This is a genomic window from Limosilactobacillus antri DSM 16041 (assembly GCF_000160835.1).
In the GTDB taxonomy this organism is placed as follows: domain Bacteria; phylum Bacillota; class Bacilli; order Lactobacillales; family Lactobacillaceae; genus Limosilactobacillus; species Limosilactobacillus antri.
Window position 1 is genome coordinate 354932 of record NZ_GG700733.1, and the last position, 16697, is coordinate 371628.

13 protein-coding genes are annotated in these 16697 nt (G+C 46.6%); 4 read left to right on the top strand and 9 right to left on the bottom strand.

What is annotated here, in order from left to right; all coding sequences use genetic code 11:
• The first annotated feature begins 2 nt into the window (after positions 1–2).
• Together HMPREF0494_RS05305 and HMPREF0494_RS05310 are read left to right on the top strand one after the other, a co-directional pair.
• Positions 3–854 (top strand): YitT family protein, encoded by an 852-nt coding sequence (locus HMPREF0494_RS05305; RefSeq protein WP_007123917.1) that lies wholly within the window; start codon positions 3–5, stop codon positions 852–854.
• Between the two features lie 119 nt (positions 855–973).
• Entirely contained in the window at positions 974–2053 is a 1080-nt protein-coding gene (locus HMPREF0494_RS05310) for a M24 family metallopeptidase (RefSeq protein WP_040458830.1), read from the top strand.
• A 63-nt stretch (positions 2054–2116) separates the two neighbouring features.
• On the opposite strand, the gene HMPREF0494_RS05315 is transcribed toward HMPREF0494_RS05310, so the two are convergent.
• The 8 genes from HMPREF0494_RS05315 to HMPREF0494_RS05350 all read right to left on the bottom strand — a co-directional run bounded on the left by HMPREF0494_RS05315 (position 2117) and on the right by HMPREF0494_RS05350 (position 12880).
• A complete protein-coding gene (locus tag HMPREF0494_RS05315; RefSeq protein WP_007123919.1) occupies positions 2117–3325 on the bottom strand; it encodes a glycosyltransferase family 4 protein in 1209 nt (402 codons plus the stop codon).
• Positions 3322–4263 (bottom strand): ABC transporter ATP-binding protein, encoded by a 942-nt coding sequence (locus HMPREF0494_RS05320; RefSeq protein WP_007123920.1) that lies wholly within the window; start codon positions 4261–4263, stop codon positions 3322–3324. Before HMPREF0494_RS05320 ends, HMPREF0494_RS05315 begins: the two co-directional genes overlap by 4 nt.
• Positions 4253–5587 (bottom strand): ABC transporter permease, encoded by a 1335-nt coding sequence (locus tag HMPREF0494_RS05325; RefSeq protein WP_007123921.1) that lies wholly within the window; start codon positions 5585–5587, stop codon positions 4253–4255. Before HMPREF0494_RS05325 ends, HMPREF0494_RS05320 begins: the two co-directional genes overlap by 11 nt.
• A 370-nt stretch (positions 5588–5957) precedes the next feature.
• Positions 5958–7151: an ABC transporter substrate-binding protein gene (locus HMPREF0494_RS05330; protein ID WP_225430263.1), complete on the bottom strand. Its 1194-nt coding sequence runs from the start codon at positions 7149–7151 to the stop codon at positions 5958–5960.
• Between the two features lie 29 nt (positions 7152–7180).
• Entirely contained in the window at positions 7181–8608 is a 1428-nt protein-coding gene (locus HMPREF0494_RS05335; RefSeq protein WP_007123923.1) for a C69 family dipeptidase, read from the bottom strand.
• Between the two features lie 151 nt (positions 8609–8759).
• The gene (locus HMPREF0494_RS05340; protein ID WP_007123924.1) at positions 8760–10157 is read right to left on the bottom strand and encodes a C69 family dipeptidase; all 1398 of its coding nucleotides are present in this window, start codon (positions 10155–10157) and stop codon (positions 8760–8762) included.
• A 214-nt stretch (positions 10158–10371) separates the two neighbouring features.
• Positions 10372–12504: an LTA synthase family protein gene (locus tag HMPREF0494_RS05345; RefSeq protein ID WP_007123925.1), complete on the bottom strand. Its 2133-nt coding sequence runs from the start codon at positions 12502–12504 to the stop codon at positions 10372–10374.
• Between the two features lie 109 nt (positions 12505–12613).
• The gene (locus tag HMPREF0494_RS05350; protein WP_040458831.1) at positions 12614–12880 is read right to left on the bottom strand and encodes a hypothetical protein; all 267 of its coding nucleotides are present in this window, start codon (positions 12878–12880) and stop codon (positions 12614–12616) included.
• Positions 12881–13025: 145 nt separating this feature from the next.
• Here HMPREF0494_RS05350 and HMPREF0494_RS05355 point away from each other — a divergent pair, with 145 nt between their 5' ends.
• Together HMPREF0494_RS05355 and HMPREF0494_RS05360 are read left to right on the top strand one after the other, a co-directional pair.
• Positions 13026–13679 (top strand): histidine phosphatase family protein, encoded by a 654-nt coding sequence (locus HMPREF0494_RS05355; RefSeq protein WP_007123927.1) that lies wholly within the window; start codon positions 13026–13028, stop codon positions 13677–13679.
• A 340-nt stretch (positions 13680–14019) separates the two neighbouring features.
• Complete coding sequence (locus HMPREF0494_RS05360) at positions 14020–15045, top strand: cation diffusion facilitator family transporter (protein ID WP_007123928.1); 1026 nt, start codon at positions 14020–14022, stop codon at positions 15043–15045.
• A 63-nt stretch (positions 15046–15108) separates the two neighbouring features.
• Here HMPREF0494_RS05360 and nhaC read toward each other — a convergent pair whose 3' ends face one another.
• On the bottom strand, positions 15109–16500 hold the full coding sequence (gene nhaC, locus HMPREF0494_RS05365; RefSeq protein WP_040458832.1) for a Na+/H+ antiporter NhaC: 1392 nt from the start codon (positions 16498–16500) through the stop codon (positions 15109–15111).
• Between the last annotated feature and the right edge of the window lie 197 nt (positions 16501–16697).

The following is a 16697-nucleotide window of genomic DNA, read 5'->3' on the forward strand; positions in this document are numbered from 1 at the left end:
TGATGTTAAAAACGAAGAGTGCGGTTTTTCGGCGAACAGGAAAGAGCATATTTTTGGCGTTGCTATATGGCTTAATGTCGGCAATTGCAGTTAACGATTTCCTAAACGTTACGAATTCGTATTCGATTGGTATGCTTGGTGCAGCACAACTAATTCATGCTTTAAATAATCATCTTAGTATGAGTCTTTTGATGACATTATTTAATGTGCCATTATTTATTTTTGCCTGGCGAGTTTTTGGGCTTCGCTATATTTTATTCTCTGGATTAGCTGCACTATCAAACATTGTCTTTCTAAGCATTGTACCCACGATGGTATTAGTTAAAGATCCTTTGACCAATACCATTATCGGATCAGCAATGATTGGACTAAGTGTAGGGTGGTGCTTCAATAACGGTTTTACAACCGGTGGTACGGATATAATTGTGACTTACTGCCAACGTCGGTTTCACAAAAATGTTGGGTTCTTCGCTAACACGGTTAATGGAATAATTGCTGCTTTGACATTGATATTCTTTGGACCGAGCCGGATTATTTATACAATCATTGGGATGCTTACAGTTAATGGCTTGATGGATTATGCGTTTGCTTCGCAGACTGATGTGATGGTTGTTATTTTTACTAAAAAGGCAGAAAAATTGGTTAAGCAACTTCGTAATTTCACTCATGGAGCAACCGTTTTGAGCGGCAAGGGAGCATATACTGGTAAGCCGACTGATGTTATCATGGTCGTTACCCCTCGTGGTCAATTATCTTTTCTTCGTAATTTAGTCAGAGCTGTTGATCAGAATGCCTTTATGAGTATTCAAAAATCTGATGTTGAACAGGGTGAATATACTCATTACTCACTATAAATTAATAAGACACGGTATAATTTTGTTATTGTACCGTGTTTTACAATAGATAATTATTGAAAAAGATATATTAAGTTTTAAAACTATGTGATAATATGAGCATGAAGGAGGGATTATTGATGTCAAGATTAACTAAATTACAATTAAAGCTACCACAGCTTGATATTGATGCCTTTGTTATTACTAATCACTATAACTTAAAGTATTTGGTAAATTTTGAAGCCCTTCCGGGAGATGGGTGTCTTTTGGTGACAAAAGATTCCGCAACTCTTATTACTGATGCGCGTTATCAAGAGGCAATTGAAGAAGAAATTAATGATCCAGCGGTAGACCATGTAATCACGCGAGACTACTACGGTGAGGTTCAGCGCCAGTGCGCGAAGAAGGGTGCTAAAACGCTGGGCTATGAAGGAACAATTCCAATGGCGATTTATCGGCAAATTGAGCAGGGCGACGATTACCAAATGGTTTTTGAAAATAACGTGGTTGAAACGATGCGCCGCATTAAGGAACCAGTAGAAATTGAAAATATCCGGAAAGCTTGCCAGTTGCAATCTCAAGCGTTTGACTATATTTTGTCCTACGTTAAACCGGGGATGACCGAACGCCAGGTAGTTAATGAATTGGATCACTGGATGAAGCTACGGGGTGCGGAAAACATTTCATTTACCACTATTATTGCTAGTGGAGAAAATGGTGCTAAGCCACATGCCACAGCCACGGATAAAAAATTGAAAAAAGGGGAACTAGTTACTTTAGACTTTGGCTACTTCATCAATGGCTACACAGGTGATATGACGCGAACCTTTGCGATGGGGCCAGTAAGCGATAAGCTTCACGAAATGTATGATCTGGTGCAAAAAGCAAATGAAGAAGTTCGTGCGGTAATTAAGGACGGTATGCACGGTGATGATATGGACCGGCCAGGACGGGATCTGATTTGGAGCCACGGCTACAAGGATAATTTTGAACACGGAATGGGTCATGGAATTGGTCTTTCAGTCCATGAATTACCTGCTACGTATGGGCCGGGTAGGCATGAGGTTGTTGTTCACGAAAACGAAATTATTACTGTTGAGCCCGGCATCTACGTACCTGGTGTTGGTGGTGTGAGAATTGAGGATGATGTTTTAGTAAGGAAAACTGACTGTGAAACCTTAACCACGGCCCCACGGGATTTACAAACTATTAATTGCTAGGGATACATTCTGATTTTGTATATAAAAAAGCGTTTGCCACTTTAGAGCAAGCGCTTTTTTATATTAAGGGAACATAATTACCTGACGGATTTTCTTAATTAGGTGCGGCCAACTGTTCTTGGTAATTTCGGTGTGGAGGTCAGCAGGGAAGTCTTTGTGTTCTTTTACAGCCTGAATTTGTTGCTCCAAGGAGGATTGTAACCGTTTATGGAAGGCCGGAAGATCTGCCTCGACGGGGACATCCTGGTTCACTATCCGTGGTAACTCGACGTAGTTAATTATCCCACTATCATTAACCTTTGGTCCTAACTGTTCCTGGAGGGCCGGAATTGTGGTTGAAACCACCCGCAAATCGCAAGCCAGTGCTTCAATTGCCACTAATCCTAGCCCTTCATAATAGGAAGGTAAGACAAAAATATCACTACGGCGGTACAGATTAGCTAACTGCTGTTGGTCCGCTACATTATATAGCTTAATATGCGGGTTGCCTAAATAAGGAGCTAGCCGATCCCGGGCACTTGAACTTGCGTTACCGACTAAGTGTAGGCAAGCATTGGGGAAGTCCTTACTGATTGTGGTAAAGACTTTCGCCAGGTCAAAGACGCCCTTTGCCGCAGAGATCTTACCGGCGAAAACAACGTTGATGGCTTTTTGCGCTGAACAGTGTTCCTTTGGAGGATAGAATATGGCCGGATCATACCCGCCACCAATTACCGTGATCTTGCCGGTTGGAATATGGTAAGTTGCGTTGATTCGCTTGCACTCGAAATCGCTTAGAGCAAACACGTGCTGGAGTTTGTGAAAGTGTTGAACATATTTTTCCAAGAGGTCAGGGTGCTGCTTGGCCTGGCGGATATCCGTTCCGTGACAGAATGTATAGACTGGTACCGGAGATAGTTGACAAACCAGTGATGCCAGGAGCCAAAGGTGATGGCAGAAGATGATATCAGGCTTGAATTCAGCCAGGACCTCTTTAATTTTTTGAGCAAACGTCTTTTGCCAGTCTGCAATCATCTGGGGCGTCATATCACCATACCTAGTACTTGGGTACGGCATAACATCACTCATTCCCGGAAGGGAAAAGTCGCAGTGCTGATTGGGAAATATTACCGGGTATTGCCGAGTAGCTGGTAGGGATGGTGCAGTAAAATCAGGATAACAGCCATAAATACAAGCATTCTGTTCATCCGGGAAGCCTTTAATGACATTGGTAAAATAGACGCCACTTCCAGTTTTTGCAGGTAGCTGAGCTAAAACATGTAGTATTTTCATAGTTCTTTTCCTAACTCCTTTTCGTGATAGCTGATTGTTACACGTTCATTAACGTTAAACCTATGCCCCCGGTTTAGACAGGTGACCTGGTAGGTGTGCCTGTGCAGATTAACTTGGTAATCGATAGTTGGCCCCTGAAAAACTGCTTGGGTAATGATACCCTCACCGTGAGGATCAGGGGTGAGAGTAATATTTTCTGGTCGGAGATACCGACTTTGACCGAGCCAGTTAACTGTCCCCACAAATTTTAGTACGAACTGGTTAGCCGGTTCATCATATATTTCGGTACCGGTAGCAAGTTGCTGCAGGCGCCCATCATTTATCAAGAGGATTTTATCACCTAGAGCAAATGCCTCTTGTTGGTCGTGGGTGACAAAAATCATTGTCATTTTCAGTTGCTGTTGCACCCTTCGGAGCTCCCTCCGCAGTCGCAGCCTCAAGTTGGCATCCAGGTTTGAAAAGGGTTCATCAAGTAGCAGCAATTTCGGCCGAATGATTAAGCTCCGTCCTAATGCAACTCGTTGCTGCTGCCCACCGCTAATTTCGGTGACGGACATATCAGCAATGGATTCAAGCTGGAGTAAGCTGATCATTTTATTAACAAGCTGATCCCGCTGGGACTTACCTAACTTTTGAAATTTTAATCCGTAGGCTAAATTTTGCCGAACGGTCATATTTGGGAAAAGACTATAGGTTTGAAAAACAGTTGAAACATTGCGTTCTTCAGGTGGCAGCGTCGTAATGTCCTGTTGTTCGAGTAGAATTTGCCCACCGTTAACTTTTTCAAAACCGTTAATACAGGAGAGCAGTGTGCTTTTCCCGCAGCCACTAGGGCCGAGTACAATCAGGATTTCCCCCTTGTCAATGGCAAAAGATAGGCGGTGGATAATTTCCTGGTGGTGATACTTTTTGTTTAGGTCTTTAACTTCAAAAAACATGGGAACGATTCCTTTCGGTAAGATTGATCAGGGCTATTACAATTCCAGCAACGATTAGGCAAATTAAAATAATAAAACAGGCAATTACTGAGGCTACTTGGTACTCGTTTTGCTGGACCACGTCGAACATAACCAGGGTAAGCAATTCTTGCCCTGGATGAACCAAGAAGATGATCGAACCGATGGTAGTCATGGTACTGATGAAACCATTTAAGAATGTGAGGGCAAATCCCCGTTTGGTTAAGGGGAAAAAGACGTCCCGCCATTCCGCAATTGTGGAACCACCAAGATCGTAAATACTTTTAAAGTAGGTTGTCGGCACCTGGGTGACCACCGCATTTGCTGCCTTGGTGGCAAATGCAACCTGCTTAAATATCAAGTTGATGATTACAATCGTTGCAGTACCAGTCAGAATAAGGGGCTTAGTGGAAAACGCGTATAGGTACCCTAAGCCAAAAAATGTGCCGGGCAGGATATATGGCAGGGTCCCAACCATTTCTAACAGTTTCATCAGCTGCGAATGGTGTACTTGGTGATAATAAACAATCAGGAAACTAATTAGGCTACCGAGAAAGCCGGCAATGATACTATAGCCAATTGTTCGGCCGATAATTTCTGGGCTGATGAAGAAGGCCGTTTGTTCGATTGGTCCAAGCGAAAAGTAATAATGTCCCCATCGCTGTTCTGTAATCGCATTGAGAAAAATTGACCCATACTGGAGGACTAATACTAGGTAGAAGATAACTGACACTAACGTTGAGCTGTACCAGAGAAGGCCTCTTTTAGGGAGGATAAGTTCTCGCTGATTATCAACCAGGCCGTGCTGTAGCATAGTCAATGAACGGTTGTAGTGGATATAAATAAAGAAGCCAATGATTGCAGGAATTGCCAAAGTAATGTTAATCAGGGCCGCCAGGTGTAGGTTCCCCATGCTTATCATTGCGTAGTAACCAGCACTAGCTAAGACTTGGTAGCTGCCACCAATAATAGTTGGTGTTTGAAAATCCGCTAAACTACGGATAAAGCTAACCAGTGCGACAACCATTATTCCTGGCTTGATGGCTGGTATAATGACGTCGAGGAGGATGCGGGTTGGAGTCGCACCAAGGGAACGGGCACTATTGATCAGACCAGGATTGATCCTTTGCGTAATGCTAATCAGCAGGAGGGCATTGAGCGAGGAAAAACTCACGGTCTGCATGAGGATAATTCCTTGTGGCCCGTAGGGGTTAAACGCTAGGTGCAGTAAGTCATAAGTGATTAATCCCCGGCGACCAAATAAGTTAATGTACGCTAACGAGGTAACAAAAGGTGGCGAAACCATTGTTACTAGTAAAGTTAACCGCAAGCTCCGTCGCCAAAATGGTTTTAAGAACGTTTGCATGATGTTTAAAGCTAACGTGGTAATGAGGGAAAACAGTGTTGTGGTACTCGCAACGAACAGGGAGTGCCCCAGCAGGGTAACATTATGCCGAATAAATAATATATAATGAGTTCCCCCTTTACCAGGGCCTGAAAGAGGATGGCGGCATAGGGGTAGAAGATGAATGTAAGAATTGCCAGCAAAACCATTAGGTAGGTGGTTACATAGGCTAGCCGATTAGTGACACGTCGGGCGCGCATTAGGTAGTCACTCCATTTCAAGCTATATCAAAAAAATGAGACGTGATTAGGTAATCGCGCCCCACGAGTTATTATTTGTTACCAACCATTTTAGTCCACTTGTTCAGAATGGATTGACGATCGCTGCCGAAAGTGGTCAGGTTTTCTTTGATCAGGTCGGACTTCTTTAATCCTAAATTGAGACCCTTGACCCCGGGCATGATAATTTGGTCAGTGTCTTTGCCATCAATTTTAGCCAATTCTTTCATATTTGCTGGTTCAAGCATGAAGTTGATAAATGACCTGGCGACTTTCTGATCAGGAGCGTTCCTGAAAATTGCCACACCTTCTGGAACCCACGGAACACCGTCTGATGGGTAAATTACCTTTAGGTCATTCTGTTGGGCAGTCTTGAATGCCATTTGGTCAACAGGAATTAGTCCGATGGCAAATTCACCAGAAGTGACTTTCTCTTGGGGATCCTTCCCCCGTTTACTATAGAAGGAGATGTTATTGTTTACTTTCTTCCAGTAGTTCCAGCCAGCATTATTACCCTTTTGGTCCAGGAGCCCCTTTACGATGGCATATGATGTTCCAGACACCGCTGGGTCACTCATTATAATTTCGCCCTTGTATTCTGGTTTAGTCAGGTCATTCCAACTTGTTGGCATGGCAAGCTTTTTGTCTTTCAAAACCTTCTTGTTGACGACAAGGCCACCGACGGTTAGGCCCTTTGATAACCAGTAGCCATCCGGATCCCGGTACTGCTTACTAATTTTATTTACTGATGAGGAATTATCTTTAGCCAACAAGTGGTCGCTTTTGGCTTGCATAAAGGCGTCAATGCCGCCGCCAAACCATAAGTCAGCCATTGGTTTAGCACTTTTATCAGCTTTCATTCTTGCTAGAACTTCTCCAGAAGACATTGACATAAATTCTACTTTAGCCCCGGTCTGTTTACTAAACTTGTTAAAAAGTGGTTTGTAAGCATCAGAGGTTGTGACGACCTTTAGTGTTTTCCCTTTGAATTGCCGACTATTAGCACTAGCCTGCTTGGCATGCTGAAAGCCGTAGCCAATCACAACTCCCAGTCCCAGTACGGTTAAGATGGCAAAACAAAGCTGCCTAAATTTTTTCATAAATACACTTCTTCCTTGACTATGTGAAAATAATAACCAATACAAGAATACCACCGATTGATAATTTAATAAATGTTGATAGACAAAATAATGAAAGCGGTTACAAAAAAGCAGTAATTGATTAACAGTGTTATCGCTGCTAATCAATTACTGTTCTTGACGTACGCGCTGACCAATTAAAGGTTATCGCCCTTTTCATATTGGAAGAGTGAATTCTGGAGCGAATCATTAATTAGCTCATGAATAATGTTCTTGGACATTTTAGTAATGTGGTCAGCAGTTTCAATATTGGACTTAGTTAAGAAGGCAGTTAATTCTGTACCGTCATAATCATCAGCTTTGGCATCTGTTGCCGCAATCCGCCCGAGCCCATAGGACAGGACCTGGCTCCGATAGGTGTTAATTTTGTTGATGAATTGATGGTAACGAGGCTCCGTGATTACCTGCATCAGTTTGTACATCCAGTAGGCACTGTCAGGAGAGTAATTCTTGCCAGCAACCTTGTAGTTGGCAGGGGTATCGTTAGCATTGGCAAAGAATGGAACGTATGGGCTAAACGCATGGAAGCCAAGGTTAACCCACTGAATGGCCGCATACTTGGCTGGTACACCATTGCGAATCTGCAGAACGCTGGAATTTTGGTTTCGGTCTAAGGCCAATGGTCGGAATAATTTCCGCTCTCGGTCACCGCTGGCGTAGGAGCCCATTGGGTCATACTTGGTTTCCTGATAGTGGCTGCTTAAAAAGTTTTGAACATCCTGGACACTCAGCAGGTGGTCTGGACGCTGGCAGAATGGAATATGAGAGCTGGTCGGTTCTTGCTTAACTGAAGGGGTGAACATCTTCTGGCCGTACCAGGCTCGCGGGAAGTTGTAGTAAGCGTCACCTTCGTCGTGGGTACCAAAGATATCTCGGTAGTTAAAGTGGCCTGGGTCGGCATTAAGGTGGTATTTGTCAACAAACTCTCTGATCCCGGGAGCATACATAAAGTTATCCGGATCGTCGAAATCAACTTCTTCGATACAGGCAATGTTTGGAGCAATAGCATAGCAGTCATCCGGGATTCGCATGGCTACCCATTGGTGCCCACCTTCCATTTCCATGTACCAAACCTCGTCTTTATCCGCAAATGCCATTCCGTTTGATTCACCGGTACCGTACTTTTCAATCATCTTCCCGAGCATTTTGACACCTTCGCGGGCATTCTTGATAAATGGTAGGACCAAGTAAACCATACATTCTTCATCTAGGCCGTTTGGCACTAGTGGATCGTAAGCAAGTACTCGTTCATTAGTGGTTTCCGTCTGGCACCCCGTCATGGAAACGTTGTATTCATTAATTCCCTGTTGATCCCAGCGACCATAGCCCTTAACGCCAACGGCGCAGGATGTGAAGCGACAGCCTTGACCATGTAAATCACATTCGAAACCGTTGTAATCAGAAACATAATGCTCACCATCGTAATTCTTGGCAGGGAAAACCCGGTATGTGATGGGGTTAATTCCGTTATACCAGTCCTCGTCCCGTGCGACCATGGTCGAACCATCAACACTGGCTTTCTTTCCCACAAGAATTCCTGTGCATGCGTTAATAAATGGTTTCATACGACGGACCTCCTCAAATGATTAAGTGAAAAATAATACAAACCACACTTTCACTGTAGTAGTTTTATGATCCTTTGTAAAGCGCTTCCTTTAAAAAATACTGAGCAACAAATTGCCCGAAACGAGCTTCGTTGCTCAGTATAAATCATGTTTAGAAGTTTAACCGAATCTGTAACGAGCCGGTTTCTACCATGTCCCCAAGACATTTCATAGCGTGGTTGTAAGCTGTCGTCGCAATTTGCTGGTTGGCCGCTTCTAGTCTGGTGGTTAATTCTTTGCCAGAAAGTCCGGCAGCCTCCTCATCAGTTAGCATGATGACGTGACGACCGTCTCCGAGCGTGTTTTGCTTCAGTGCTTCAATTGTGTAGTTATAACGTTTCGGGTGGTCATCCGCAATGGTTGTAATAGTGTGGATTAACCAGTACATATTATTAATATCAAATTTCGGCTTGGTATCCCGATACTGTGCTGGCGTGTCCAGCACATTGGTGTAGAAAGGCGCAATCCCGTTATAGGCGTTCGGACCGAATGCCAGCCAGCAAATACCAGCAATCTTGGCTGGGACGTCGTTACGAATCTGGAGGATGTGCAACTCCTGGTTACGCTGAAAACCAATTGGCCGGAAAGCGTGCCGTTCAGCATCCGAGCCCCGGTCGCTGTAAGGATCATAAGGCGTGTGCTGGTAGCGAGAACTCAGGGCGTACTTGACATCTTCAATTGTCAATAAATGTTCTGGCTTTTTAGCAAATGGCAAGTCAGGATTATCAGGTTGTTCAATATCACTTGGATTGAACAGCTTTTGGATATACCACTGCCGGGGAATGTTATAGGCGTAGTCAGAGTCGTTATGACTGCCGAAGATGTGCCGGAGATTATAGCTGCCGTCACCGTCAATATTGAGGTGGTGATCAATAATTAATTGTTCCAGATCAGCCGAAGCCAGTGTGTCAGCTGCTTTAAAGTCAAAGTCGGTGATACTAAACCAATTTGGTGCAACTACGTAAGAGTCATCGGGGACCCGTTTAGCCGCCCAGTGGTGACCGCCAATGGTTTCCATGTACCAAATATCATCTCGATCAGAGAAAATGACACCATTGGATTCGTAGGTCCCATACTTTTCTAAATAGCTTCCCAGCAGCTTGACTCCTTCCTTAGCAGAGTGAATGTAGGGGAGGACAATTGTGACGAAGTCTTCTTCACCAATCCCCTTTTTCACCAGTGGGTCAACCCCCAAGATTCGGGAGTTAGTGGTGCTAGTTTCAGTGGCGGACATTGCAACGTTTGCGTCGTTGATGCCTCCTTCTCCCCAGATCCCAGTTTTCTTTTCCATCGATTCAATTTCTGGTAAAGCAGTATAGCGCTGTGGAGAGTTAGGTAGTTCAACCTGACATTTGGCATTTACAGACCGATAATGTTGCGGTTGCTTATCAGGGGTCATTACAACGAAACGTTTGGGGTTAAAGGCGTGGAAGTAGTCTTCATTGCGTGCAATCATCGTGGATCCATCTGCAGTGGCCTTTTTACCAACCAAAAGTGTAGTACATGGCATAACAATCTCCTCCTTAAATAGGTTACAAGCTTATTGTAAGCCAAAGAAAAGGCTTTCTCAAATCGAACACAGGATTATTAGCCGGGTTAATTGGAGGTGAAAAGACAGCAAAAATTGTGATTAATTCCCAAGCGCTTGCTGTTGGCGCCGTATAGTCGGTCTTTTAAAATACAAAAAGCCTTCATACGGCTAAACCCGATATGAAGGCCTTCCTTTACTTATTATTCGCATCCGGATTAGTAATCTTAATCCGGTTGGAATCGGTTGAAGAATGGTTTTGCTCAGGTGCATCGGTACTGTAATCGTTGACCGTTGACCGGTTATGGTTTTGACTGAAAATACTGGTTGATTTGTTGCCCTTCTTCTTTTCAATCCGTTGGGCACGCTTCAAACCGTTGGAGTAGTTGTAGTCCGCTGGGTTAACGGCCTTAAAGCCCTTCGGATGGTAGAAACGAAGAAGGTTTTTCTCATTTAATGAGTCCGAGAGACTTAGCTCTTGGTTAACCAAGTCCCGGGCTCGCTGCATTTGCTGGCGCTGCTTCTTAGTCAGCTTGGCTTCCTTTCCGGTCCGATTATTATAAATCGTCCCGTTAATGCTGGTAAAACGCGGCGTTATAAAATCGCGGTTGCGGAAAGCCACGGTCTGGCTGTGCTCCTTGGAGAACAGGTCCGTCCCAAACTGGATATACCGTTTAGAACTAACGCCCAGCAGGTGGAGCAGGGTCGGCAAAACGTCCACTTCACCCCCGTAAGTGTGCGAAATGTAACCATGGCCACCGGAATTAGGAATTACGAACATCAGTGGCACCCGCTGGAGCTGCGTATTATCAAAATCGGTCCAGTTATCCGCGTTTTTCCCGAGGACACTGGCCAATGACGGGTTTTCGCTATTGGAAATTCCGTAGTGGTCGCCATAAATCATAATAATTGAGTGGTCATAGACACCGGTCTTTTTCAGGTAATTGAAAAATTCGGCGAGCGACTGGTCAAGGTAGTGGGCCGTCACGAAGTAATTATCGACGTTGGAATCCCCCGTATTAGTAGTTTGGAAGTTCGGGTCCTTATCCTCGTCATCCAGGTCATACGGGAAGTGGTTGGTAACGGTAATGAACTTGGCGTAGAACGGCTGTTGCAGGTTTTGCAGGTACTTAACGGAGTCCTTAAAGAGCAGCTTATCTTTCAGGCCGTAGCCGGTCGCCTTGTCCCCCGAGGTGTCATAGTAGCTGGCATCAAAGAAGTACTGGTAGCCGAGGTTCTTATAAACGTTATTGCGGTTCCAGAAACTAGCAACGTTCCCGTGGAAGACCGCACTGGTGTAGCCGGCCCGCTGGTTTAAAATCGCTGGGGCCGCCTGGAAGGTGTTGTCACTCCCAAGGGTAGCAAAGAGGGAACCTTGGGGCAGCCCGAAGGTTGACGTTTCCAGCATATTTTCCGCATCACTGGTCTTTCCCTGGCCAACCTGGTGGAAGAAATTATCGAAGGCGTAGGTGTCCTTGCTATGGTAGAGGGAATTCAAGAATGGGGTGACTTCCTGATCGTTAACCTTCTTATCAACCAGGAACTGCTGGAAACTTTCCAGGTGGATAATGATCACGTTTCGTCCCTTGGCAATCCCGTACATCTGGGGATCAGGCTTGGCATAGTGTTTATCAGTAAATTCCTTAACCTTATCCAGTTCGGACTTGGTGGCACTCTGCCGCATCTCGTGAATGTGCTGTGACTTAACCAGGTCGTAGCCAGTGAAGGTATCGATCCCCAGGTACTTGACGATGTAATTGCGGTCAAAGGTCCGTCCCAGCAGCTGCGGCCGGTCCATCTCCGCCAGGGAGAGGTTGACCCCAAACAGGACCAGCGACATGGACGTAAAGGCAAAGGCCAGGCGGGTCCCAATGGCGCGGCGGTCAAAGCGGATAACCCGGAGCAGCATGAGGACAACAATTACTACAATATCCAGCCAGTAAAAAACGTCGTGGAGATTAGTCAGGGCTAGCGAGCTACCACTCAGCCCCTGGTTAACCTTGGAATAACCGGTCATCGTGGCAATCGTCATGAAGTCGGTAAATTCACGGTAGTAGATCACGTTTAAGTAGAGCAGGAGGGTGTTGGCAATCGCAAGTCCCATGATGACGGGATAGAAAAAGCGCGCCCGCTTGAAATAAAATGCAATACTATAGATTAGCGCCGTCGTGGCCAGTGGGTTAAAGATCAGAATGATGTACTGAAAAATATTGCTGGCCCCGAGGTTGAAATCGGTAAAGTAAGCAAACAGGGTTTTAAACCAAAAAAGGACAACTAGCAGGGTAAAGAACCCAATCCTAGTGTCCACGAATTTGCTTAATTTTTTCATTAAGAATGTTCCTCACAATCGATTGGGTAGTAACTAATTTTAGTAAATCAGAACTATTTTATCACAGATTGCGGGTAACCAATTGCTGAGCATCAATCATTGCTAAATCTTAATGGTTTGTTGCTGGGACCGGCGCTGGTTCGCTTAGCCAGTCATAATGGAAAAGCCGTTTCAGCTGCCGGTTGACGGGAATCCAAATCCCTGCTCGCCAAATATCTTTTAATGAGGCCAGCATTGTTTGATCCTGCCGGTAGTTGCTGGGGAGGGGAATGCGGAGGGTCTGACCATCTTCGGTCACCACTTTCACCGTTTTGCCGCTGACTGCGACAATTCTGGCAGCCACTATTTCAGGTTGACTAGTATCTTTTAATGTCATATTCATTCCTTCCTTCTATGCTTCATAGTCTACGGGCAAAATGTGAACAAACTATGTTTAAAGCCCTAAGTCCACCCTAAGTTCGCTATGATTCCTGTCTTGAAAGCGGTACAATGGTTGCAACGACAAACATGGAGGCATTACTATGACAAAGTTAAACCTATATCTGGTTCGCCACGGGCAGACCTACTTTAACATCTATAATAAATTGCAAGGGTGGAGTAATTCGCCGTTAACTACGCGGGGCAAGGACAATGCTCGTCAGGCCGGAGAACGGCTGCAAAATGTCCACTTTACTGGCGCCTTTTGCAGTGACACCACCCGGGCGATGGAAACTATTCAGACGATTCTTGATATGAATAAAGCCGGATCGGTTCAGCAGCCGGTCACCGCACCGTACTTCCGGGAAGAATTTTACGGGTCGTATGAAGGAACTAATATGGACCTGGCTTGGTACAATGCCGGGGCTCCCCACGGGCTGAACAACTTTCACGACATTGTCACTGAACATTCGATTGGTACTGCCAAGGACTGGCTCAAAGCTGCCGACCCCTTCCATGATGCTGAGAATAACCAGGAATACTGGGAACGGGTCGACAAAGGGATTGCGCTGATTCGGGATGCCGGCTTGCCGGATGATAGCAACGTCCTCTGGGTAAGCCATGGCAACACCTTGCTGAGCTTGGTGGAACGCTTTGGCGGCGGCAAGTACGACGTGACGGTCCGGCCAGCTAACGGCAGCCTGACCCGCCTGCTGTTAACCGATGATGACATCCAGGTGGTCTCCTATAATCAGTAGAATGCCGGGAGTGGGAAATAACCTCCTCGACAAGGCGTATGGATAACCTAGAACGATAGTTGGCACGGTACGGGCCGGCTAGCGTTCGTAGTTAGACACTAGCCTTGTGGTTATTTTCCACGTTATCTTTGTAATAGTTAAGAACTAGCAAGAGGCAGGGAGAAAGCCCGTTTTCTCCCTGCCCTTTCTCGTTTGTTACTCGGGATCAAAGAGCTGAATAGGATTGGCTAAGGGCTCCAGCACCGCCTGCCGGTGGGTGCTGGGGCTCCTTTTCTTCCTTTTGGCCGCTTGGGTTTGCGGTATAATGAACCTAACGCATTTCAAGGGAAGTTAGAAATTAATGTCAAAGTTTAAGAAGCACACAAAGCATGAGATGGCGGTTTGGGAACGGACCCAGGCAAATGAACTGGCGAATATTCGGGCGTCCCAGCGGCACCTGATTTATAACGTTGTGGCCTATCTGTTAATTTCAATTATCGAATACTGGCTGGCCGCCGTCAGCAAGTCGCAAACCTTGCGGGCGGATGCTTTTAACAACCTGTCGGGAATTATCTCCACGGTCCTGCTGATGATTGGCCTGCACATCGCCCAGGACGTTGACGATGACGACATCATTGGGGCTAGGCTGCCGGCGGGCGACTACCAGGCCCACCTGGGGTCGGACCAGCGGGTTCAATTTGTCCGCTGGCGCTATGAAACTATCTTTTCGCTGGTCACTGCGGTGGTCATGGTTGCGATTGCCCTGAGCGTTATTATTGACGGGATTAAGGCGCTCCTCAACCCTGCGAGCCGGGTGGTCCCCCAGCCAGTGGCCTTGATTGGGGCCGGGATTGCCTCCGTCATCATGCTAGTCGTCTGGTATATGAACAGGCGGACGGGGCGGAAGCTGCAGAATGCGGCCCTTTTGGCGTCGGCGCAGGACAGTCTGAGCGACGCCTTTACCAGTATCGGTACGATGGTTGCCATCGCTGGCGCCCTCCTGTTTGACCTTTCCTGGCTTGATGGTGCAACTAGTATTATCGTTGGCTTCTTTATCCTGTATTCAGGCTTAAAGATCTTCTTTGACAGTAGCTTGAATTTGACGGACTACTTTGATCCCCGGGCAGAACAGGAATATCGTGACGCCATCCTCAAGGTTGCCAAGGTGCGCCAGGTGGTTGAACTAAAGGCGCACTATAACGGCAACGTGGTTACCCTGGATGCCACCCTGATGGTCAACAGCAAGATGACGGTCCTGGAGAGCTTCCAGCTATCGGAACGAATTGAGAAAATGCTTCGTGAACAGTTTGGCATTATTGACGCGGACATCTCCTTTATCCCAGACCCTAAGTCCTTTAAGGATAAGGACATTAAGGGCCGCATTTAGGTAAAAAGAGAACGGGCGTCCCCAATCATAAGTGGGGCGCCCGTTCTCTTTTACGTACTAAGCTTAATGGTGTGGTTGCTTTGTCTGACCTGTTTGCATCCATTTCAAACCAATCCCGGTAAAGCCGCTGAGAATTGAAAAGACGGGTGAAAAGAGGCTAAAGAAGGCGAAGGGCAGGAAGTGGAGGACGGGAACGCCTAGGGTGGACGCCGCAAACGACCCGGCAACGCCCCACGGAATCAGGTAGTTGATGACACTCCCGCCGTCTTCCAGGACCCGACTGAGGGCCAGCGGGGAAAGGCCAATGCGGGTGAATGCTGGCTTAAAGGCCTTTCCCGGCAGGATGACGGATAGGTACTGCTCCCCGACGAAGAGGTTAATCCCGACCCCGGCCAGAACGGTTGTGGTCACCAGGGGTCCCGGCTTTTGGAGGTGTTTGACCAGCGGGTCCATCGCGGCCTGAACCACCTGGAACTTCATCAGGATGCCGCCCAGCGAGAGGGTTACGATAATTAAGGAAACGGTGGCCATCATGCTGGAAATTCCGCCCCGGGACAGCAGGGCATTGACGGAGCTATTGCTGGTATGGGCAACAAAGCCCGCACTGATTAACTTGGTCAGCGCTGGCAATGATTCGTGCGGGTCCTGGCAAAAAATCATCATGACCGTGGTGAAAATGTTGATAAATAAGGTAGGAATCGCTGGAATATGCCGCCATGCGCAGGCAAACATCAGGATGATTGGCAGCAGGGCCCACCAGGTAATGGTAAAGTGCTGGGTCAACACGGTGGTAGTGCGGGCGATTTTGCCCGCGTCAATACGGGAACCGGCACTGCCGAGCAGCCAAAAGAGGATTAGCGAAACAATGAAGGAGGGGATGGTTGACCACATCATGTTTTTGATGTGCGCGAAGAGGTCGCTACCCGCGATAGCGGAGGCGAGGTTGGTCGAATCCGAGAGCGGCGACATCTTATCGCCGAAGACGGCTCCGGAGATGATCGCCCCGGCAATCAAGGCTGGGTTGATGTTCATTGCTACTCCCATACCGAACAGCGCAATCCCAATAGTGGAGATGGTGGTAAAACCGCTCCCGATTGCTAGGCCCACCAGTGAGCAGACAACGAAGGTCGAGGGGATGAAAAACTGACTGGAAATCAGCTTGAACCCAACCACCATGATGGCGGGGATGATCCCGGCCTTAATCCAGACGGCGATCAGGGCGCCGATTAGGATAAAAATAAAGATGGGGATGATGGCCGTTTCAATCCCCTCCTGGATTCCCCGGTGAATTTCCTCCCAGGCTGCCCCTCGGAAGCGGGCCCAAAAGATGAGCAGGGCGATTGTAAACAGGACGGGGATTTGGGGTGACAGGCCGAACTTAATGACGGCGGTCCCCAGGATGATTAGCATGGTAATCAGGATAACAATGGCTTCTTTGAACTGTACTTTTTTCATCTTCTTGGTCCTCCCTAGTGATAGCTTTGCCTTCTTCTTTGCAATAAAAAACGCCCCGTTGAACTTAATCAACGGGACGATTGTTTAAACCGTGGTACCACCCAGCTTACGGAAGTTTTCCGTGCTCATATCAGGTGGTAACGGCGCTGAATATGGCCGGACAATTGAATTTTCGTGATAATTCAGCCGTTACGCCT

Excerpts from the sequence above, each read along its gene's own strand:
- HMPREF0494_RS05305 (WP_007123917.1), top strand. The coding sequence starts at position 3 with ATGTTAAAAACGAAGAGTGCGGTTTTTCGGCGAACAGGAAAGAGCATA.
- HMPREF0494_RS05310 (WP_040458830.1), top strand. The coding sequence starts at position 974 with ATGTCAAGATTAACTAAATTACAATTAAAGCTACCACAGCTTGATATT.
- HMPREF0494_RS05315 (WP_007123919.1), bottom strand. The coding sequence starts at position 3,325 with ATGAAAATACTACATGTTTTAGCTCAGCTACCTGCAAAAACTGGAAGT.
- HMPREF0494_RS05320 (WP_007123920.1), bottom strand. The coding sequence starts at position 4,263 with ATGTTTTTTGAAGTTAAAGACCTAAACAAAAAGTATCACCACCAGGAA.
- HMPREF0494_RS05325 (WP_007123921.1), bottom strand. The coding sequence starts at position 5,587 with ATGGTTTCGCCACCTTTTGTTACCTCGTTAGCGTACATTAACTTATTT.
- HMPREF0494_RS05335 (WP_007123923.1), bottom strand. The coding sequence starts at position 8,608 with ATGAAACCATTTATTAACGCATGCACAGGAATTCTTGTGGGAAAGAAA.
- HMPREF0494_RS05340 (WP_007123924.1), bottom strand. The coding sequence starts at position 10,157 with ATGCCATGTACTACACTTTTGGTTGGTAAAAAGGCCACTGCAGATGGA.
- HMPREF0494_RS05345 (WP_007123925.1), bottom strand. The coding sequence starts at position 12,504 with ATGAAAAAATTAAGCAAATTCGTGGACACTAGGATTGGGTTCTTTACC.
- HMPREF0494_RS05350 (WP_040458831.1), bottom strand. The coding sequence starts at position 12,880 with ATGACATTAAAAGATACTAGTCAACCTGAAATAGTGGCTGCCAGAATT.
- HMPREF0494_RS05355 (WP_007123927.1), top strand. The coding sequence starts at position 13,026 with ATGACAAAGTTAAACCTATATCTGGTTCGCCACGGGCAGACCTACTTT.
- HMPREF0494_RS05360 (WP_007123928.1), top strand. The coding sequence starts at position 14,020 with ATGTCAAAGTTTAAGAAGCACACAAAGCATGAGATGGCGGTTTGGGAA.
- nhaC (WP_040458832.1), bottom strand. The coding sequence starts at position 16,500 with ATGAAAAAAGTACAGTTCAAAGAAGCCATTGTTATCCTGATTACCATG.